Origin of the sequence: Lysinibacillus sp. NPDC093197, from assembly GCF_044754025.1 — a bacterium.
Taxonomy (GTDB): Bacteria; Bacillota; Bacilli; order Bacillales_A; family Planococcaceae; genus Lysinibacillus.
In genome coordinates this window covers 600,156-621,686 of the sequence record NZ_JBIVOH010000002.1, presented here as the reverse complement: position 1 = coordinate 621,686, position 21,531 = coordinate 600,156, and the positions used below count along the sequence as shown (strand labels likewise).

The window sequence follows — 21,531 nt, the reverse complement described above, 5'->3', positions numbered from 1 at the left end:
GAGAGGTGAGTGCATTGAAAGTTTCACAAATTAAACTATCTTATGATCAGAGGAAAAATCATTTAGATGGAATTACGACAACTATTGAAAAAGGGAAAATCACGACGATTATTGGCCCGAATGGTTGTGGGAAATCCACATTACTAAGTGTCATTTCCCGTAATAATATGCCACAACAAGGCTCAGTAACGTTAGAACAGAAAGATATAATGGCATACAAGGCAAAGGAATTTGCGAAAAAACTTGCAATTGTTTATCAACAAAACATAGTGCCACAAGATATTACGATTGAAAAACTAGTTGCTTATGGACGGGTACCTCATCAACAATTGATGAAAAAAAATGTTGAAGAAGATGAGGCGGCAGTAAACTGGGCACTGGCAGCAACGAATTTAACACAGAAACGTACATGTAACTTGGATGCATTATCAGGTGGTGAACGACAGCGTGTTTGGATTGCCATGGCACTTGCTCAAAAATCATCCATTCTTTGTTTAGATGAGCCAACAACATATTTAGATATTTTTTATCAAATCGAATTAATGGAGTTAGTGAAGAAATTAAACAAAGAAAATTCTTTAACAATTGTGATGGTGTTGCATGATATTAATCAAGCAATAAAATATAGTGATCATATAATTTTGATGAAGGAAGGTAAAATTTTATGTGAGGGATCACCTAAAGAAACCGTAACAGCGGAACGTATGAAGGAAGTGTATGGTGTTGAAGTGATTATTCAAAAGCATGAAATTGTTGGTACGTATATGATGCCAGTAAGGATTTAGGTGGATTTTTTAGACATATCATATTATTAATTTCGTAGATTTAATTAAGTTAAATTGTGATTAATTCTTTTATTTACCTATAGCTTTACTTTTTAAGTTTATTAACAAAAATAATATCTCGTAACATATCTTCGCTTTCTTGACAATAATAGTATGTGAGTTATAATGAGTGAGAATGAGAATCATAATCAATTATAAGTGATTGTATACTTTAAAACATCCGGAGAATCAATAGATGTTTTCATGAACTTTAATTGACAATGAGAATTATTCGAGTTAAGGGATAGTACTAGAAAATCTTTTAATATAAAGGAGGTAGTAACGCACAGAATAGGTCAAAATAATTTAAAAAATTCAGGAGGTCAGTGTATTGAAGAAATTTTTGCAATATGTAGCTATGGTAGTGCTGATGTTAGGTGCAATATTACCGGGCTTTGGAATGGAAGTAAAGGCGGAAGAGAATACCGCATCTAGTTGCGCAGTTAACTATTCAGCAAATATCAAAATTCTCAATGAACAACAAACAGCAGATTCAATGATGAATAGCTATGTTCAAAAGGAAGCTACTGTTAAACACAATAATGGTCTATATACAATAGACATTACTGTGCCACAAGCATATACAACATGGTATCAGGATTTTAAAGTTGAATCAGGTGGGGAATTAAAAGCAGCTATTGAAAAAACAACAGACACTAATGGTAACGACATTTACACATTCGTAGTTGATCAATATGAGCAAGCAATAAAAGCATGGGTTGATGTTTACATTCCGATGATAAATTATGACCATGACTATATTGTGTATTTAAAAGTTTCCGATGTTTCGGAGACTAACCGAGTGTGTGAAGAAGCACCGGAACAACCAGGCCAACCAGGAGATAACCCAGAAGAAGTTATCACAAAGAACGTTCCTTTCACATTTTTAACAGATAATAAAACATATGATACGTATTTTAAAAGCTATATTAACTATGCTGATTTAGCTACTAATGGTTTAGAAAAATACGCATATATTAAACTAACAGGTCACACATATGCATTTACGACGCTCAAAGTAGGCAGTGAAAACGGAGAAGACGTACAAATTGTAAGCTCTGAAGGAGAAGGAAATTCATTAGTACGTGTCATAAAAGTAAAATTAGATGCTGATTTAAAAGCTACGGTCATTATGTCTGGTGACAGATATCCAGCAACGCCGTTTACATTTGATTTTAAACCGGCAAAAGAAACAAGTGTTTATTTACCTGAGCATTTCAACTCGAACAATCAAGTGATTGAGTTTGGACTGACGCCTGTCAGCTCTGGTGCACCAGCTCATACAATAATCGCATCCCTTTTAGGACAAGCATATGCAACAAAAACAGCAGACAATAAAATAGCTGTAACAATGAATTTAGCTGTAAATGATACGACGAAGGGCTTTTCTGTAAAACAAGGAAATAATACAGTTGCAGAATGGACAGCAGGTAGCACGAAAAGTGTAATTAAATTTACAGTAGCTTCATTAGAAAATTTAACGTTCACGTTAACAACTGAGCGAAATGGTACCGCTTCGGCTATGAGTACGACAGTTGAAAAAGTACTATTAACAGGTGAAATTGCTAAACAAGAGGATAATAGTTCAGAAGGAAATACCAACGGCAGTGAATCAGGTTCTGGGGAGAACAATAATAATTCAAATACCGGTGGCAATAACAATTCTAACACTGAAAACAATGAACAATCAACTAATGGGCTGTATACAGTAAACTTTACGTTTTTAAATGAATCAGGTACTGGTAGTTCTATTATGAACACATATGTAGATAATCAAGCATATGTAGTGAAAAATGGTTCTTCTTATCAAGTTCAATTAACATTAAAAAATAGTTCATGGATTACTGGATTTACAGTGAATGGTGCAACACCTAGTACGATTAGCGATTCAAATGATGTACGAGTAGTGCAGTTTACAGTATCAAGTCTAACTGCGATTCAAAATGCGTGGGTAAAAGTAGATATTGCAGATCTTAACTATCATCATGACTATAATGTTCTTTTGAAATTTGATGAATCGTCACTTTCTAAGATCAATGATAGTACGACATTCCCAAATACAGGCGGCTCAACGAATAGTGGTTCGTCAAATGGTAATTCCACAAATGGAAGTACTACTAATAACGGAACTAACACAAACACAGGTACTACAGTGAACTTTAGTCAAGAGGGAATAGTTAAATTTGAATTTGCTAACAATGCAAAAGAGATAGCTGTATTCCTACAAAAAGCAAAAACAGTATTTGAAAATAACAAATATAAAGTTACGCTTTCAATAAATATTGAAAATAACTTACAAAATTTTATTGTTAAACAGAATGGTAAAGAAATTGCGAAATGGTCAAATAAAGTAGCTTCATTAGTACCGGTTGCAATTGCAAAAACAACAACACTTTCATTTGAAGCAGATACACTGGATAATCTTGTTTTTGAAGCTGTAACGACGGATAAGACAATTTCCTCAAATGTAACAGCAACGACGACAAATACAATTGAAAAGAATACACGTCAGTCAATTACGTATAAAATGGAGGCTGATCCAAACGGCAATATGGCTGACTTTATTACAAACTACTTAGCACCATACTTCACAAAAGCTGAATTAGTAACGATTGACGGTAAACGTTACATTGAAATGACACTAATCGGTAAAGCTTATGGTTTTGAAACACTTGCTTATATTGATGGAAATGGTAAGCAACAAAATATCGAAGTGGTTAGTTCTACTGGTGAGAAAATGGATCAAGTACGCGTTGTCCGTTTACCATTAGTTCAAGATAGCAATGGCGTTACGAAAATATTTATCGATTCAGGTAGTTTAGGTTATGGGGCGTACACATTATTCTTTACATTTAATGTACCAGCTTTAGAGGAAGAAACAAATAACTCTAATAACCCTAATAACTCTAACAACCCTAATAATACGATCAAAAATCCTTTTACAGATATCGATAATGTATTCAGTAAGGATGAAATTTTGGCTTTATATGCTGCTGGGATTACAACAGGTACAACAGCAACAACATTTAGTCCAAATAAAAATATTACACGTGCACAATTTGCAGTGATGATTGCTCGAGCTTTAAATATTCAATCAGCAAAAGCAACTGCGTTTAAGGATGTTAAAGGTCAGTGGTATGAAAATGAAGTACAAGCACTTGTAGAGGCCGGTATTGTAACAGGTGTAAATGCCACAACATTTAATCCAACAGCAAATATTACACGTCAGCAAGCAGCTGCAATGATATTACGTATGCTTGAATATAAAGGCTATAAAGTAACAGTTGATGAAAATGCTTTATCGTACAAAGATGCTGATAAAGTATTTGACTACTCAAAGCAAGCAGTATCAGAATTGCAAGCACTAGATATTATGACGGGGTCTAATGGTTATTTAAACCCACAAAGTAATTTAACACGTGCTCAAATGGCGAAGATTTTAAAACGTTCATTAGAATTAGTTAATTTAATTGATTAATAATTAAAGTAAGGAACTATTACTATCCCATAAACTTTTTTCAAAAGTTGGATGAGGCGACTATGCTTTGTGCTCCTATGATATATTCATCTCGCACTATTGCCGTGGATTCCTCATCCAATAAAAAAATGCAATTCAATTTTAACTTGAATTGCATTTTTTAAACGATTAAAAGCTTAGATTTTTGTGAGTTTGAAAGCAACCACAAAGTACATATAAATTTAATTGAGTACTTTTCAGAATAGGTTATAGAAAAATAAGTAATTTGATAATTTTTTGTTTTTAACTGAGAAGGGGAAGCGTTCTAAATTTAAAATTTGGCTAATAAGATAGCTTGCAAAAGTAGGAAAACGCCTAATTTAACGGGCCGTCAAAACTGTTGTTTATGAAGAAGGACCCACAATAATCTATTGTGGGTAGTTTTATAAGAGAATTTTAAAAGCGTTCTTAAACGAATTGAGTTAGAATGCTAGCCTGTAAACTCGATGAAAAAACGTCTGAGAACGTATAGTTATTATTCTTATATTTATACTGATGTGTAATGGTAATCTTGAAGATTAAAGTTGTGATTGGTGCTTCTTCAGCCTTTTAAGAAATCCATATACTGAAATTACTTTACTAAAGTAGCGGCGATTTCAGAAATAACAACTCGATTACCTATTATTGGGGATGCTTCGCTGCTTTCTTTGTTACCAATCTCTTCACGTCGGTGTAAATTTTTAAAGTCATCAGATTCGCGCCAAGCTTTGAATTGCTCGACTGTATCCCAGAACATCATAACGTTCATTTCATCATGATCTTCCGGTTCAGAGCAAACGTTCACTTCAACTTTATTAAAGCCTTCCCAGTTCAATAAAGTTTTATCAGATATAAATAATGGTGCCATTTTATTCGCAAAGCCTTTTTTTACTAAAAAGCGGTTAGTAACTGTAATCATGTTTATGACCCCTTTATAACGTTTTTAATTGATATTGATTTTCATTATCAATTAAAACATACATTAATTGGCTATGCAATAAAAAAATTAAAAAAACAACATTAAAAACGTTTATTGACAATTATTATTATTTAAAATAGAATCATAAACAACCGTATGAGAATGATTATCAATTTCATTTCAAATAAAAAGAAAAGGTTGGTAGTTAACATGAAGAAGTTTAAATTTCTATTAGTAGGTGCGTTAGCATTATTATTAGCAGCATGTGGAGAAGAAAGTAAACAAGCGGATGGGAATGCTTCAACAGATAAAGTAGAAATGGAACAACAAGTTGAAACAGGAGGGGCGGTAACATTAGTAGATGACCTTGGAAATAAGCTTGAGTTTGAAGCAACGCCGAGTTCAGTTGCAACATTAAATCCAGGAATGATGGATATTTTGCTTGCGTTAGGTGCAAATGTTACTGGTCGACCTACGATTACATCCGATATGAAAGAGGATGTAAAAGCTATTCAAGAGATAGGTAACCCGCATGAACCATCATTTGAGCAGATTGCTGCATTGAATGCGGAAATACTTATTGTCCCACCAAGCTTCCAGCAATTCGCTACAACGGTGGAAGCTACAGGTACGAAAATTGTCTACTTGAACATGAATTCCGTAGATGATATTAAAAAAACGATTTCAAAGTATGGCGTGTTATTTAATAACACGGCAAAAGCAGATGAGTTAGTTGCACAAATAGATGAGAAGATTACAAAAGGCAGTTCAGAATCAACTTTAGATGCTTTAATCGTTTACGGAGCACCAGGTACATATTTAGCTGCACTTGATAATTCGTTATACGGAGATATTTTAAATAAGGCAGGTGGTAAAAATATCGCAGCCGATTTACCAGCGACAGATAAGTTTCCAACTTACGCAAATTTAAGTGTTGAGAAAATTGTTGAACGCAACCCAAAAGTAATTATGCTGATTACGCACGCGAATCCAGCGACAGTAAAAGAAGGATTTGAAAAACAATTGAAAGAAAATGCGGCGTGGAAAAATTTAGATGCAGTAAAAAATAATCAGATTATCATTTTACCAGCAGAATTGTTTGACAATCCTGGCACACAGGTTGTAGAAGCCATTGACTATATGCGAGGAGTTTTAAAGACAGCAGAAGAAGCAGTGAAATAATTGTTTATAGCGGGGAAATGACGAATGATAGTAGAAGAGGAAAAATATGCACACCCTCTTGCTAAAAAACGAAGAATGGCTCTCATTATGTTACCGATCCTGTTGATTATAGTAAGTGTTGGTAGCCTTATGATCGGGCAAGTTTCGTTTTCGGTAAGTGAAGTGTTTAATGGAATTTTTAGTTCAGAAGATACGATGGCACGACGAATCGTGTGGGAAATCCGTATGCCCCGTATATTAACGGGTATAATTATAGGCGTTTGTTTGGCTATTGCAGGTTCGATTTTACAAGGTGTCATGCAAAATCCATTAGCTGACCCAGGGGTTATTGGAATTACTTCTGGCGCTGGAATTATGGCAGTGGCAGTAATGGTTGTTTTTCCTGGCTATATCATATACTTACCTATTGCAGCTTTTTTAGGTGCCTTTGTCGCCGCAATGATAGTGTATTCTTTATCGGTGAAAAAGGGTGGTACATCCCCAATGCGAATTATTTTAGTAGGGGTAGCCATTAATGCACTTTGTGGTGCAGGAACAAATGCACTTATGATTTTGTATAGCGATCGTGTACAATCTGTCCTGCCATGGTTGTCTGGTGGTTTGACTGGTGTTGGTTGGGTGCAGTTTAAAATGATTATTTACTATGTTCTTGTAGCAATTGTATTATCCTTTTATGCAATTAAACATATTCGTATTATGCGTCTAGGAGATGAAATGGCAAGCCTTTTAGGGCACAATGTTGAACGAAGTCGATTCTTTTTAATTGCATTAAGTACGCTATTAGCAGGAATAGCAGTAAGTGTTGCCGGATTAATTGGGTTTGTCGGTTTGGTTGTACCGCATATTTTACGACTAATTATCGGTGGAGATCATAAATATTTACTACCTACTTCAGCTTTAGCTGGTGGCTTACTTGTTGTTTTCGCTGATACAATTGCGAGAACAGTATTTGATCCTATTGAGTTTCCTGTTGGCATTTTACTAGCATTTATTGGTGGGCCGTATTTCCTTTATTTAATTCATAGAAAGGGGAATTCCATTGCTACGAACTGAGCACATTCAATATCAACATGAGTTCACCAAGTTCAAGTTAGATGATATTACCTTGAAGATCAATGAAGGAGAAGTTGTTAGTTTAATAGGTCCAAATGGCTCGGGGAAATCAACATTATTACGTGTGATTTCACGTCTTTTAAAACCAAATAGTGGTACAGTATTTTTAGATGAACGAAACATTCATGAAATGAAGTCGAAAGAAGTGGCTAAAACACTAACGATGCTCCCGCAAATGAATAGTCATCAATTAGATTTAACAGTGCGCGAGTTAGTAGAGTTTGGGCGTCATCCGCATAGCGGAGGGAAGACGGTCCTGTCAAAAGAGGATAAAGAAATTGTCGATTGGGCGATTGATGTAACTGGATTGAAAGACTTGCAAAATCGTGTTCTGCCTTCGATGTCTGGAGGTGAACGACAACGTGCTTGGATTGCAATGACTGTAGCGCAGCATCCTAAAGTGTTACTGCTAGATGAACCAACAACATATCTAGATATTGCACATCAATTAGAAGTGATGGAGCTTGTAAAAGAGTTAAATCATAAATACAATATGACCGTTATTATGGTGTTACATGATATTAACCAAGCTGCACAAAATAGTGAACGGCTGATTGTACTAAAGAAAGGAAAAATACATTACGACGATTCACCACATTGTGTATTATGTAAAGAAATGTTTCAAACAATTTTTGAAATTGATGCTGAAATTTATATGCAAGATGGAAATCCAATCTTTACCCCGGTAAAATTGTGCTCAAGTTCTTGCAAATGATGAAAGCTCATGTTTCGGGTAGAAATATGCAGCAACTACAACACCCATAAAAATTAACTTATTATAATGAAGAAAAGGAGATTTAAAATATGATTGGTATAATTTATTACGCTTATGGCGCACCGAAATCTTTAGACGATGTAACACCTTATTTTACACATATAATGAAAGGTAAAACACCACCACCACACGTGATTGAAAACGTTACGGCACAATTTAAAAAATTAGGCGGTGTTGATCCATTAGCAGCAAATACGGGGCGTATTGCTAAAGGGCTGGAACATTCTTTACAGAATCGCTTAACACAGCCTGTAAAAGTATATAATGCATACAAACATACAGAACCTTATATTCCAGATGTTGTTGACACAATGCTTGAAGATGGTATTACAACCTTTATTACGCTACCTGTAAATCCGATTATGTCTACAGGTGCTGCAGCGTTTCATGATGAAGTTAGTACGTTATTAGCTTCTCATGACGTTAAGGTCATTCATGCGAAAAATTGGCATTTAAACGATGAATTACTTGCTGTATATAAAGATCGTGTTCAACGTGCATTTGAATGGATTCCAGTTGAAAAACGAGCACAGACGCATGTTTTATATACCGTCCATAGTCAACCAATTGATCCCGAAAAAAACGAAAACTATGTACGTCAGTTTTCCGAATTAGCCGAAGCCATTTCAAAAGCAGTTCAAATTGATAACTGGCATATTACATATCGAAGCGGTCATGGGAAAGGTGACTGGCTAGGTCCAAATGTAAAAGATAAAATTAATTCATTACAAGGCGAGGGTGCTCAAGGTATCGTCACTTGTGAGCTCCTTTCCCTTTCAGCGGATATTGAGTCTTATTTTGAAGTCGGATATGAATGTCATAGATTATGTGAGGAACTTCAAGTAGAATTTGCCAAATCGGAGTTTCCAGGTGATAGCTATGATACCATTCAAGCTTTAGCTGCCATTGTCGAGTCATTTATTCCAGCTCATAACTGAGCTAGTCGGTACCATTACGTGTAGTCATGCTTAAAACTTATATTGCCATCTGATGTCGAGATTTCATTGATGTCAGATGGCTATTTGTTTTTAATTAGAAAAGCAAACGAGTGCAAAACAACAAAGACAGGTTTGATCGCTACAAAATGATTAAAAATGAAATCGAACATACGGCAGGTTCATTTTAAAATCTTTTTTCTAAAAAGTAATAGGGCTTACGATAGTGGCTAAAATGGTTTAACAGATATAAACTTATATTAAGAAGTATATTAAATATAATCTTCAGTTTAATATAGGCTGCAGTAGGTAGCATAATAATTCCTTGAGATTCTATGAATAATCTCTATAAATCAAGCTATAATTCTTTGGAACTACTAACTATGTTGTTTATTATGCTTAACTAGCTAGTCGTTTTCATTTATTAACAGTTTGTTCTTCCTAAAGAATATAATGAAAAGTTACACTATAAAGAATTCACTTTTCTGGATTTACTTTTTACTTGAAGGATGGTACACTTAATTGTGTTCAATAACAATATATTGTGTTCGTTTTATGTAGGTACTACTATATGTAGTTTAATAGGGAAGTTCGGTATATCCGACGCTGTCCCCGCAACTGTTAAGCTGACGATGATTTAATCCACTGTGCGTTGGTATGGGAAGGATATCAGAGAATGAAGCAAAGCCAGGAGACCTGCCTATCATAAAACAAATCAACCTTTCTTCGGGGAATAAGAAATGGGGACGTGACTATTCTTTGGCTTTTTTACGTTTCTAACTTAGGCTGTCTCTCCCGAGAGATAGCCTTTTTATATTATGAAAAGAGGGAATTTAAAATGAAACTTTATACTAAAACTATATGCCCAAAATGTCTTTGGGTCAAATCGGAATTACAACGTGCAGGACTTGAGGCAGAAATTGTGAATATTGATCATGACGAACAAGCAAAACAAAAAATTATGGACGCAGGTTTTTTAAGTGTGCCTGTTCTTGAAGTAAATGACACATTTATAGGAGATGTCAAAGAAATTGTTTCTCAAATTGAGATGATTGCAATATGATCGTTTATGCCAGTCGTACAGGTAATGTGCGAAGTATTGTTACTAAATTAGATGGTGAGTCAATTGAAATTTATGATGGATTATTGTTGACTGAGCCCTATCTTTTAATTACATACACAGACGGCTTAGGTGATATTCCTGCAAAAGTAGCCCGCTTTTTAGAGCAAAACAAGGAATTTTGCAAGGGAGTAGCTGTTAGTGGTAATAGTAATTTTGGACATCATGTGTTTGGCGGAGCTGGTGAGAAAATTGCAGAAGCCTATAAGGTCCCGTTAGTATGTAAATTAGATTTACGGGGATATCAGGCTGATTATGAAGTAATACAAATGTTTTATGAAACGAGGGTGAAGGGATGAAAACATATTTAAAGCTTAATAATGAGGTGCTTAATCGCTATAGCACGACAGGTCAATTAGAGCTTGAAAAGGACCGTGAAGCAACACGCCGTTATTTTTTAGAATATGTAAATGTGCGTCTACGTTATTTTATTGATATTGAAGAAAAAATTCGCTATTTAGTCGATGAGGGTTACTATGAGAAACAATTTATCGACATGTATGATATAGATTTTATTAAACATCTATACAAAAAAGCATACGATTACAATTTCCGTTTCCCTTCATTTATGAGTGCGAGTAAATTTTATGATAGCTACGCAATGAAAAGTCGTGACGGAGAAGAAATTTTAGAAAAATATGAAGATCGTATTGTTATCATCGCTTTATATTTAGCACAAGGGAACACTGTGTTAGCAGAACGTTCTGTTGAGGCAATGATGGAAGCGTACCAACCAGCAACGCCAACTGCATTAAACAGTGGGAAAAAAGCGCGTGGCGAATTAGTAAGCTGCTTTAAACTATCAATGGACGATTCAATGAATAGTATTGCTGAAAATATTGGTTATTGTTTGGAGCTATCTCGCCTTGGAGGTGGAGTGGGGGTAAACTTAACAGATTTACGTCCATTAGGTGATCCAATTAAAGAAATTTTAAATCGTGCAAGTGGTGTTATCCCAGTTGCTAAACTTTTAGAAAATTCTTTTAGCTATTCGAATCAGCTTGGACAACGAAACGGCTCTGGCGTTGTCTATCTAAATATTTTCCACGCAGATATAGAAAATTTTATTTCATCGAAAAAGCCAAATGCGGATGATAAAATCCGTCTAGCAACACTATCAACAGGTATTATTATTCCAAGTATTTTCTTTGAACTTATGAAACGTGATAAAGATATTGTGTTGTTTAGCCCATATGATATTTATAAAGAATATGGTAAACGGATGTCTGAAATCTCAATTACTGAGATGTATTACGAGTTACTAGATAACCCGAATATCCGTAAAATTAAACGCTTGAATGCTCGTCGACTTTATACAGAAGTGAAAAAAGCCCAATTTGAATCAGGCTATCCTTTCGAAATTTTTGATGATAATGTCAACGATGTACATCCACTTAAAAATATAGGCCGTGTAAAAATGTCAAACCTATGTACAGAAATTCTACAAGTACAAGAAACAAGTATAATTTCTGACCAAAATGAACCAAATGAATACGGGCTGGATGTATCGTGTAACCTAGGTTCAATTGATATTCATGCCGCAAGTAAAGTAAATGATTTTGGAACATTAGTTGATACGGCAATGCATTTATTAACGAATGTGTCGCAAATGACGAACATCACGAATGTACCGCCTGTAGCTAAAGCAAATAAACTAATGCATTCGGTAGGGCTTGGTTGTATGAATTTACATGGCCATCTTGTTACAGAAGGAATCATGTATGGTTCAAAGGATTCGATTGATTTTATGGACAGCTTTATGGAAGCAATGAACTATTATTCACTTAAATCATCTATGGAGATTGCTAAGGAAAGAGGCGAAACTTTCTACCGTTTTGAGGATAGTGATTATGCTTCAGGCGTTTATTTTGATCAATATGTAAACAAAATCGAAGTAGAGCTCTCACCTGTTGTATTAAAAGCACTAGGAAATATTCCAATTGTGACATCAAAAATGTGGGAAACATTAAAACAGGATGTCATGCAATATGGTTTATTCCATTCTTATCGTCTAGCTATTGCACCAACTGGTAGTATTTCATACATTCGTAGCTGTACAGCTTCGATTGCACCAAGTACTGAGCGCGTAGAGGTACGTGATTATGCGGATAGTCGAACAATTTATCCAATGCCACATTTAACAAATGATAACAGTCATTTATATGTTGAAGCATATGATGTGAATCCATATGATTTAATCGATTTATATGCAGCATCTCAAAAACATGTAGACCAAGGTATTTCGATGACGCTGTATGTAACTGATAACTGGACAACGGAACAGTTGGCTAAAATTTATATTTATGCTTGGGTAAAAGGAATTAAATCTGTTTATTATGTCCGTCAACGTTTGCAAAGCTTAGAGGAGTGTGTCGCATGTCAAATATAATTTACGAAGCGGTCAATTGGAATAAGTCAACGAGTGAACTAGCACAAGTATTTTGGGACCAACAATGGAAACAAATTTGGTTTCCAGAAGAAATTGCAGTAAGTAAGGATATCCAACAGTGGAAAAACTTCGAGCACCAAGATACGTATAAGAAAGTATTTGCAGGCTTAACATTACTTGATACAGTTCAAACAAATATTGGGATGAACCGTGTTGCTGCTTTTACAACAGATCTTCAAGAAAAGGCTGTTCTTACTGTATTTGATGCATTTGAAGCGATACATGCAAAATCTTACTCATATATATTCACAACGCTTTGTACAAATGAAGAAATTGACGCGCTATTTGAATGGGTAAAGAAAAATGAATATCTACAATATAAGGCTAATAAAATTGCAGATATTTATAATAGTATTGAAGAAGGGGATTCAGAAAGTTTGTGGAAAGCGATGTTCTCGTCCGTTATGCTAGAATCATTCCTTTTCTACTCTGGCTTCTTCTACCCATTATACTTAGGAGGGCAAGGCTTTCTTCGCAATAGTGCAGAAATTATTTCTCTTATTTTACGCGATGAATCCATCCACGGTGTGGCAGTAGGCTTCTTTGCTCAAAATTTATATAAGCAATTTTCTAAGGAAAAGCAAGAAGAGCTAACATTATGGGGTTATGAATTATTACTTGATTTATATCAAAATGAAATGAATTATACAGAGGATATTTATGCTGAAACAGGTTTATCGCCTGAAGTAAAAGCTTACGTTCGCTATAATGCTAATAAAGCGTTAATGAATGTTGGATTTGACCCAATGTTCCCGGAAGAAGAAGTTAATCCTATCGTTATGAATGGTATTCGCAATGAAGGTTCAACATATGACTTCTTTTCACAAAAGGGTTCTACTTACGCAAAAGCAAAAGTAGCGCCAATTACAGATGACACATTTAAATTTAATCGTTAAGGATGAAAATAATGAACTTAGACGTAAAAATCAAAAGAATTCATGCTGATGCATTGCTACCTTTGCAAGCAAATCCAGGTGATGCGGGAATGGATCTTTATTCAATTGAAGCAGTCGAAATTCCTTCGGGAGAAGCAAGATTAATAAATACAGGCTTACAAATTGAATTACCAAAAGGAACAGAAGCACAAGTTCGTCCAAGAAGTGGACTAGCATTAAAACATAGTGTAACTGTTCTCAATAGTCCAGGTACAATTGATGAAGGATACAGAGGCGAAATTGGCGTTATTTTAATTAATCATGGTAAAGAAACATTTATCGTTGAGAAATCAATGCGCATTGCCCAAATGGTAATCCAAATTGTCCCTTCTATTCAACTGCTAGAAGTAAATGAATTATCTCAAACTGTTCGTGGAGCTTCTGGATTTGGAGCAAGCGGAACAAAATAAGTTCGTAAGGATTAAGTTCGGTACAGTACCGAACTTAATTTTTTTTGTAGGAGTGCCAGTCACCCACACAATTTACACACAATTTCACAGTTACTTATTTAGTTCGAAAAAATAGCATGTTTGACTTGCCATATAAATTTGAAATAAAATAGGCTCATATTAAATTGGAGGTTTTTGTTTGATTAACTTATGTTTCTTACTGGGGTGTAAACTTTCTTAATAATTATTATTAAGGGTAATTTCGAATTTTTTTTAAAATAGGAGAGTATATGAATATTAAAATTAGGCAAGAACAACCTTCAGATTGCAAAAAAATTGAAGATGTTGTCAAAATGGCATTTTTAAATGTAGAACAAAGTGACAAACAAGAGCATTTTCTTGTGAATAAAATTAGACAATCAGATGCTTTTGTTTCTGACTTGTCATTAGTAGCGATAGATCAGGAAACGAATGAAATTATTGGTCATGTTCTTTTATCTAAAATAACAATTGTCGCTTCTAATTTAACTGTAGATTCTTTAGCACTTGCTCCTGTTGCAGTCGCACCTGAACACCACAAGAAAGGTGTAGGTAGTCAATTAATTAATGCAGCCTTAAAACGTGCAAAAGAGCTTGGTTTTCAGTCAGTAATCGTTTTAGGACACAAAGATTATTATCCGAAATTCGGATTTAAAAAGGCAAGTTTATGGAATATAAAAGCACCTTTTGAAGTGCCAGATGAAGTATTTATGGCAATTGAACTGACGAAAGATTCTTTGACTAATGTTCAAGGAACAGTAAATTATTCAAAAGCCTTTATGAGTGAGAGTTAATTATTGATATAAATCGTTTACAAAGACCCTGTATTTTTATAGGGTTTTTTGTATGTAGATTAAACTCCATTTTGGATGAAAAATGCACTTTAAATAACAGTAAAACGATTGTTTTATTTGCTAGCAACTGGACGTTTAGCACCTTCTTTAAATAACAAATAGCGTTTGCAATATATAAAGTCTTTAATATAAATATTAATAGAACTTATGGTAATATAAGGTATGACGATAGTAGTGAAAGATTTTCATAATATAACCATAAGAAAGGAGCATTATAGACATGGATATAAGAAAAAGTGCACTATTATTAATATCACCCTTATTTTTTTTAGCTGCTTGTAGTGAAGATGAAGACGATAATAATCAAGAGAAAATGTATATTTCTTCAATTCAGAAAAAGGAAACATACGAAATTCAACAGCCTGCTAAATTGAATGTTGCCAGAGGATTAATTGTTAGTAATATGAATAATACTTTAAATATAAATGAAATTGAGAAGGGGTTAATGAATTTATCAGTAAATTATTTTTCGCCAAGTAGTTTTTATATGCAGGAAGGCCAATATTTAGATAAAAATATGATTAGGCAATGGTTAGCTAGGAAAACTGAAGAAGGCTTAGGTTTAAATCCACCAATAGAAAATAGTACTGGTAATGTTTTAGAGGATGAAAAAGCGAATCCGCTAATTTTATCACATGTGTTAGAACAAAATTACATTAACAAAAAAAGTGGGAAAATAGAAGGGATAGCATTAGCCATATCGTTAAATGAATATTATGACATACGAGTATCTGATGATAAAGGCTTAATTTATACAGACCAAGTGAAAGTTGATAATAATAACGATGATGTAAATGATGTAGGTAATTATGGTAAAAAAATAGCTGAAGCAATAGTAAAAGATATCAGAAAAAATGAAGCAATGCCTAATGTTCCAATCTATTTAACGTTGTATCAAGAATCCAATAAAAATGATATACTTCCAGGCATTTTTTTAGCTGAAACCTTTATTGCAGAGAGCAAGGATAAAATAGATAAATGGACTGACATAGATAAGAAAGATTACACATTCCCTTCCGATGCCTTATATAGTTTGGATCAAGATACATATAATAAATTATTAAGTTTTAAAGAAGAAATACAAAAGAATTTCAAACATTTAAATCCAAAAGCATTTGGAAAGCTTCGATATGAAGATGGAAAATTAGCAGATATAAAAATAGAGGTACATGCACCTTTAATAAATGATACGGAATTGATTGGCCTTTTGCAGTTTATTAGTACAAAATTAAATTCTATTTTATTTGACTATGTTCCTGTTACGATTCGTATTGTCGATCAAAAACAAGATGTTGGAATTGTTTTATGGGATCCAGAAGAAAAACAAATTTTCGCAACCCCAATATAGTGCCAGTCACCCAAACAATTCTGATAATTCAACGGGCTAAGTTTTGTTCACTTTTCGGCTCCATAAAAAAAGAGTATTATTAAATAGGAAGAAACTCTATATAAAAGGATGACGTTCGGACATGAATGAGCAATTAGTGGGATGGATTATTCGCTTTCAAAGGGATAAAGATATTGAAGCACTAGCGAATTTAAAAGACTATTGTTATGAGATGATTGAGCCTTTAATTGTGGAATTTACAGCGAAGTATGGTGAAGATGCAGGAGCGTTATTACGTTTAAAATGGGATAAACGGTTTTATTTTATTTTTACGAAATATCAGGTGAATGTAGGGCTTTCTTTAGAGACATTTGTGCAAAATACGTATCGTTTTTATTTCATGCAAGTATTAAAAAAGGCGGGCTATTTGTGACAGAAAAAATCCCTTGATTTGTGTAAAAGCAAATCAAGGGATTTTTGTTTAATAATATAGTAAATCTTCTGCTAGCTGAGTAAATATTTCGCCGATAATTGTTTCTTCATCATATACCGAAGAGCCTGTATTTTCTTCAGGCTGGGCGAAAGGAATATGAGCTATTACTTGGGCTTGCAGTAAATCTGCCAAATGTTCGGCTCCACCTTGTCCAAATAGATAGTTTTTTTGACCATCTGCCCCTGCAAAATAAGCCATGTTTTCTACTACACCAAGTATAGTATGCTTCGTATGTTGTGCCATCAAGCCTGCACGGGATGCGACGTGAGACGCGGCAAGATGCGGTGTTGTCACGATGATTTCTTGTGCTTGTGGAATCATCGCTGCCATATCAATGGCCACATCCCCAGTTCCTGGAGGTAAATCAATCAAAAGATAGTCCAAATCGCCCCATAACGTATTGACAAGGAAATTACGAATCCATTTGTTAAGCATAGGACCACGCCACATAACAGGCTGGTTCCCATTTGTGAAAAAGCCCATCGACATCAATTTAACCCCATGACTTTCAATTGGAATCGCTGTTTGATCAAGCATAGTAGGCTTTTGGTCAATGTTCATCATAGCAGGAATACTAAAGCCATAAATATCAGCATCAAGTATGCCAACACGTTTACCAAGACGGGCAAGAGCGACCGCTAAATTAATCGTAACAGTCGATTTCCCAACACCGCCTTTGCCACTTGTGATAGCAATGAATTGCACACCAGAATTAAGCTGCAACATGTGCGGCATGCCTTGTGCATCAACATTTTTCTCTTGTAAAGAGGCGGTTAATGCACGACGTTCCTGATCTGTCATAGCGCCAAAGGTAATGGCAACACTGGTTGCACCAATCGCTTGTAATGCTTCCTCCGCATCTTGCTTGATTTTCGCTTTTAACGGACATCCTGGAATCGTTAAAATAATATCCAGTGATAGATGGGTGTCATGTATATGAATATTGCGCACCATATTCAATGTGACGATACTCTGATGAAGCTCAGGATCTTGAACTTGTTGTAATGCGTTGATTACATCTTCTTGTACTAACATAACAGAACCACCTTATTCTTTTAAACCTTTGCCAAGTCCCTTTAAGAAATGGACCCCAAAATTGAGCGCACGATTGACATCTGGATCATTTAACATTTTTACAAGCTTAAAGGCACTTACTTTTTCATCGGATTCAAGTGCTTTGTTGGCTTCCTCTAAACCTGAATTTAAGCCATCAATCAGCTTAGTCGTTGTTTCAGGACTTAGCTCCGTCAATGCTCCCGCAACACCCATTAAATTATTAATGATATTAGTTACAGGTTTACGTGTTAATTGTCCAAGTGCAACATGGGCGACTTCTTCTTTAGCTTCTAGTAGCTTCATTGCTGCTTCTAATGCACCGATATCATTTAATTCAGCCATAATAAGCAACACTTGATTGACCGCTTCTTCTTGATCAGAAAGCAGTTGTTTGAGATTTTCTAATTTTTGTTCCTTTAGCTGTTCTTCTGTTACTTGTTGTTTTTTTATATTTGTAATGGGTGCAGCCATGCTCTCACTCTCTTTCGTTTATGGTTGTTAAGTGAACGTAGCCAGGACGATTCCATTTTCGTTGTACCTCAACACCATTTTGAGGATGACGCTTTTTATAGCGAGGGTTAGTGCGAGGAAGTGGTGTTTTGCCTTTTGCTTTTAGCACTTCTACTCGTACTTTTGTTTGTTTATAAGCTGGTGTTGATGTATTAACGTCTGCTGCAGGACCAGTTAAGAAGTTGATAGCTGAATCTTTGCTAACAGAGTTCATTGGTAAAAATAATTCATTTCCTTGTACGCGATCTGTAACAAGGGCATTTAGCTTTAATGCGCCATATGGAGATACTAAACGGAGTAGGGCCCCATCTTCAATGCCTCGTTCTTTTGCCAATTCTGGTGAGACTTCAACGAAAATCTCAGGTACCTTTGATTGAATACCTTTCGATTTATTTGTTAAATTTCCTTCGTGGAAGTGTTCAAGCATACGACCATTGTTAATATGACAATCGTATTGTGCCTCAAATTCAACTGGTTGTACCCAATCATTTAAAGCAAAACGCGCTTTTTTATCAGGGAAGTTAAAGCCGTCTTCATACAATAACGGTGTATCTTTACCATCGTGGCTACCCCAACAGAAACTACCCCAGCCTTCTAAGACATCATAGTTAGCTTGTGAAAATAGAGGAGACAGGCTCGCCATTTCATCAAAAATATCACTTGGATGATCATAATGCCAATCTGCTCCTAATCGACGTGCTACGGCTTGAAGGATTTCCCAATCTGCTTTTGATTCACCAAGTGTTGGTAAAACTTGATACAGGCGCTGAACGCGACGTTCAGTATTTGTAAATGTACCTTCTTTTTCAAGGGAAGGGGCAGCTGGTAAAATAACATCTGCATATTGTGCTGTACGTGATAGGAAACAATCCTGTACTACAAAAAATTCAATTTGTGAAAGGACCTCATCTACATGGTTGGCATTACAGTCAACAAGCGCCATATCTTCGCCCACTAAATACATCGCTTTCATTTTACCTTCCATAATGGCATCTAACATTTGCATATTAGTACGACCTGGTTGGGACTGAATAGGAACACCATAAGCTTTTTCGAATTTTGCACGTGCCGCATCATCAGTCACTTTTTGATAGCCTGGTAAAAGATTTGGTAATGTTCCCATATCACAAGCACCTTGAACATTGTTATGACCGCGAAGAGGGTAGGCCCCAGCACCGGGACGGCGATAGTTACCAGTTGATAATAGTAAATTTGAAATAGCTGCTGATGTGTATGAACCTCCAGTATTTTGTGTTACACCCATGCCCCAAAGAACGCATGTACCGTCTGCATCACGAATCATCTCAGCAACTTCAATCAATGTTTCTTTCGTAATACCAGTCATTTCTTGCGCATAATCAAGTGTATATGTTTCAAGTACTTGTTTGAAATCATCAAAATGAAGGACATTTTCTCGAATAAAGGCTTCATCATGCCATCCTTGATCTATGATATATTTGGTAACTGCCATTAACCAAACTTGGTCAGTACCTTGTTTTGGACGCATAAAGATATCGGAACGCTCAGCCATTTCATGTTTACGTATATCGGCAACGATTAATTTCTGACCATGTAATTTATGCGCACGTTTCACACGTGTTGCTAAAACGGGATGACCTTCAGCTGGGTTAGCACCAACAATAATGACAAGACCAGCTTTGGCAATATCTTTGATCGTACCAGCGTCACCGCCTAAACCTACTGTACGTAATAAACCATCAGTAGCAGGAGATTGACAATAACGAGAACAATTATCGACGTCATTTGTTCCAAATAACTGACGAGCCATTTTTTGAATTAAATAATTTTCTTCATTTGTAATTTTAGATGAAGAGATAAAGCCGACAGAACCAGGACCATATTGTTGTTGAATACCACCAAGTTTTGTTGCAATTAGATCCAGTGCTTCATCCCATGATGATTCAACAAACTCATCATTTTTACGTATAAGTGGTTTTGTAATTCGTTCTTCTGAATTGACGAAATCCCAGCCGAATTTCCCTTTGACACAAGTCGAAATCGCATTTACTGGACCATCGGAAGGCTGTACTTTTAAAATTTTTCGGTCTTTTGTCCATACTTCGAATGAACAACCTACACCACAGAACGTACAAACTGTTTTCGTTTTTTTAGTGCGTTTACTACGCATGGCTGCTTCCACTTCAGAAACGGCAAAAATACCGCTATATCCCGGTTCAACTTCCTTAATCAAACTGATCATTGGATCTAACATATCCTGTTTCAAACCAGTCATAAATCCAGCCTCTCCAAGCATGGATTTTTCCATTAAGGCGTTACATGGGCAAACGGTTACACATTGACCACAACTTACACAGGAAGAATCATTAATGGCAGCACCTTTATCCCAAATTACACGTGGTCGTTCTGCTTCCCAATCGAGTGATAATGTTTCGTTCACCTGTAAATTTTGGCAAACTTCTACACATTGCCCACATGCAATGCATTGGTTGGGATCATATCGGTAAAATGGATGCGACATGTCCACTTCATGTGGTTCAACTTTGGGCGTGTACGAATATTTTTGATGCTCGATTTCCATTAACTCGGCTGTGTTGTGTAATGTACAATTTCCATTGTTATTATCACATACTGTACAGTACAATAAATGGTTTTCGAGTAGACGGTCCATTGCTTCTGTTTGTGCAGCTTTTGCTTTGTCGGAAGTTAATAAAATATTCATGCCGTCTACTGCCTTTGTGGAGCAGGAACGAACTAATTGGCCATTCACCTCCACAATACAAGTATCACATGTTTCAATTGGGTCTACAGCAGGCACATGACAAATCTGAGGATGAGGAATGGCATGTTGATTAATGGTATCAAGGATTGTAGCTCCTTCTTTTACATCATATGGAGCGCCATTAATTTTAATTTGAGTCAAGGTAACTTCCTCCTATTCACTTTGAGACTTATAGGACAACTTGTTACGGCTAAAGACAAAAGGGAATAACAAATCGAGTTGGTTATTTTTGAAGCGATTGTCTTGTTATTATTGTAATTCCCTATTGTTCTTTAATCTACCTCGAAATAGGTTTAATTTCTAGATTATAACAAATTATCCATGTCTCGTTTTTTAGAAAAATAAAAAAATCCA

Annotated in this window: 18 protein-coding genes and 1 riboswitch; of the genes, 14 read left to right on the top strand and 4 right to left on the bottom strand. The window is 35.4% G+C overall.

The features are described 5' to 3' along the window. The first annotated feature begins 14 nt into the window (after positions 1-14). Positions 15-785, top strand: a complete 771-nt coding sequence (locus ACIP9G_RS08925; RefSeq protein ID WP_401018843.1) for an ABC transporter ATP-binding protein — start codon at positions 15-17, stop codon at positions 783-785. Positions 786-1,155: 370 nt separating this feature from the next. Then, positions 1,156-4,302 carry an NEAT domain-containing protein gene (locus ACIP9G_RS08920; protein WP_401018842.1) on the top strand — a complete coding sequence of 1,049 codons (3,147 nt, stop codon included), beginning with the start codon at positions 1,156-1,158 and terminating at the stop codon, positions 4,300-4,302. A 610-nt stretch (positions 4,303-4,912) separates the two neighbouring features. Here the strand turns inward: ACIP9G_RS08920 and ACIP9G_RS08915 are convergent. Next, positions 4,913-5,239, bottom strand: coding sequence for an antibiotic biosynthesis monooxygenase (locus ACIP9G_RS08915; protein ID WP_340825368.1), 327 nt, complete (start codon positions 5,237-5,239; stop codon positions 4,913-4,915). 210 nt (positions 5,240-5,449) lie between these two features. On the opposite strand from ACIP9G_RS08915, the gene ACIP9G_RS08910 reads away from it, so the two are divergent. The 12 genes from ACIP9G_RS08910 to ACIP9G_RS08855 all read left to right on the top strand — a co-directional run bounded on the left by ACIP9G_RS08910 (position 5,450) and on the right by ACIP9G_RS08855 (position 16,790). Then, positions 5,450-6,421: an ABC transporter substrate-binding protein gene (locus ACIP9G_RS08910; protein WP_401018840.1), complete on the top strand. Its 972-nt coding sequence runs from the start codon at positions 5,450-5,452 to the stop codon at positions 6,419-6,421. Between the two features lie 24 nt (positions 6,422-6,445). Next, positions 6,446-7,474 (top strand): FecCD family ABC transporter permease, encoded by a 1,029-nt coding sequence (locus ACIP9G_RS08905; protein ID WP_401018839.1) that lies wholly within the window; start codon positions 6,446-6,448, stop codon positions 7,472-7,474. Next, a complete protein-coding gene (locus ACIP9G_RS08900; RefSeq protein WP_401018838.1) occupies positions 7,461-8,249 on the top strand; it encodes an ABC transporter ATP-binding protein in 789 nt (262 codons plus the stop codon). The genes ACIP9G_RS08905 and ACIP9G_RS08900 overlap by 14 nt, the downstream gene beginning before the upstream one ends. A gap of 89 nt (positions 8,250-8,338) precedes the next feature. Further along, positions 8,339-9,247: a ferrochelatase gene (locus tag ACIP9G_RS08895; protein WP_401018837.1), complete on the top strand. Its 909-nt coding sequence runs from the start codon at positions 8,339-8,341 to the stop codon at positions 9,245-9,247. Positions 9,248-9,786: 539 nt separating this feature from the next. Further along, positions 9,787-9,963, top strand: a riboswitch (cobalamin riboswitch). Between the two features lie 119 nt (positions 9,964-10,082). Further along, positions 10,083-10,307: a glutaredoxin family protein gene (locus tag ACIP9G_RS08890; RefSeq protein ID WP_173478376.1), complete on the top strand. Its 225-nt coding sequence runs from the start codon at positions 10,083-10,085 to the stop codon at positions 10,305-10,307. Beyond that, positions 10,304-10,663 carry a class Ib ribonucleoside-diphosphate reductase assembly flavoprotein NrdI gene (gene nrdI, locus ACIP9G_RS08885; RefSeq protein WP_401018836.1) on the top strand — a complete coding sequence of 120 codons (360 nt, stop codon included), beginning with the start codon at positions 10,304-10,306 and terminating at the stop codon, positions 10,661-10,663. The genes ACIP9G_RS08890 and nrdI overlap by 4 nt, the downstream gene beginning before the upstream one ends. Then, a complete protein-coding gene (gene nrdE, locus ACIP9G_RS08880; protein ID WP_401018835.1) occupies positions 10,660-12,753 on the top strand; it encodes a class 1b ribonucleoside-diphosphate reductase subunit alpha in 2,094 nt (697 codons plus the stop codon). The genes nrdI and nrdE overlap by 4 nt, the downstream gene beginning before the upstream one ends. Further along, positions 12,741-13,709: a class 1b ribonucleoside-diphosphate reductase subunit beta gene (gene nrdF, locus ACIP9G_RS08875; protein WP_340825359.1), complete on the top strand. Its 969-nt coding sequence runs from the start codon at positions 12,741-12,743 to the stop codon at positions 13,707-13,709. The genes nrdE and nrdF overlap by 13 nt, the downstream gene beginning before the upstream one ends. An 11-nt stretch (positions 13,710-13,720) precedes the next feature. Beyond that, entirely contained in the window at positions 13,721-14,158 is a 438-nt protein-coding gene (gene dut, locus ACIP9G_RS08870) for a dUTP diphosphatase (protein WP_401018834.1), read from the top strand. A 269-nt stretch (positions 14,159-14,427) separates the two neighbouring features. After that, positions 14,428-14,970 (top strand): GNAT family N-acetyltransferase, encoded by a 543-nt coding sequence (locus tag ACIP9G_RS08865; RefSeq protein ID WP_401018832.1) that lies wholly within the window; start codon positions 14,428-14,430, stop codon positions 14,968-14,970. A gap of 280 nt (positions 14,971-15,250) precedes the next feature. Next, the gene (locus ACIP9G_RS08860) at positions 15,251-16,378 is read left to right on the top strand and encodes a CamS family sex pheromone protein (protein ID WP_401018831.1); all 1,128 of its coding nucleotides are present in this window, start codon (positions 15,251-15,253) and stop codon (positions 16,376-16,378) included. Between the two features lie 121 nt (positions 16,379-16,499). After that, positions 16,500-16,790 (top strand): hypothetical protein, encoded by a 291-nt coding sequence (locus ACIP9G_RS08855; RefSeq protein ID WP_401018830.1) that lies wholly within the window; start codon positions 16,500-16,502, stop codon positions 16,788-16,790. 48 nt (positions 16,791-16,838) lie between these two features. Here the strand turns inward: ACIP9G_RS08855 and ACIP9G_RS08850 are convergent, their stop codons facing one another. Genes ACIP9G_RS08850 through fdhF form a run of 3 tightly spaced genes read right to left on the bottom strand, consistent with a single transcriptional unit; the run spans position 16,839 to position 21,318 of the window. Beyond that, positions 16,839-17,885, bottom strand: a complete 1,047-nt coding sequence (locus ACIP9G_RS08850; protein WP_401018829.1) for an Mrp/NBP35 family ATP-binding protein — start codon at positions 17,883-17,885, stop codon at positions 16,839-16,841. Positions 17,886-17,897: 12 nt separating this feature from the next. Beyond that, positions 17,898-18,377, bottom strand: coding sequence for a helical membrane plugin domain-containing protein (locus tag ACIP9G_RS08845; protein ID WP_401018827.1), 480 nt, complete (start codon positions 18,375-18,377; stop codon positions 17,898-17,900). A 4-nt stretch (positions 18,378-18,381) separates the two neighbouring features. Then, positions 18,382-21,318: a formate dehydrogenase subunit alpha gene (gene fdhF / locus ACIP9G_RS08840; RefSeq protein ID WP_401018826.1), complete on the bottom strand. Its 2,937-nt coding sequence runs from the start codon at positions 21,316-21,318 to the stop codon at positions 18,382-18,384. Positions 21,319-21,531 lie beyond the last annotated feature (213 nt).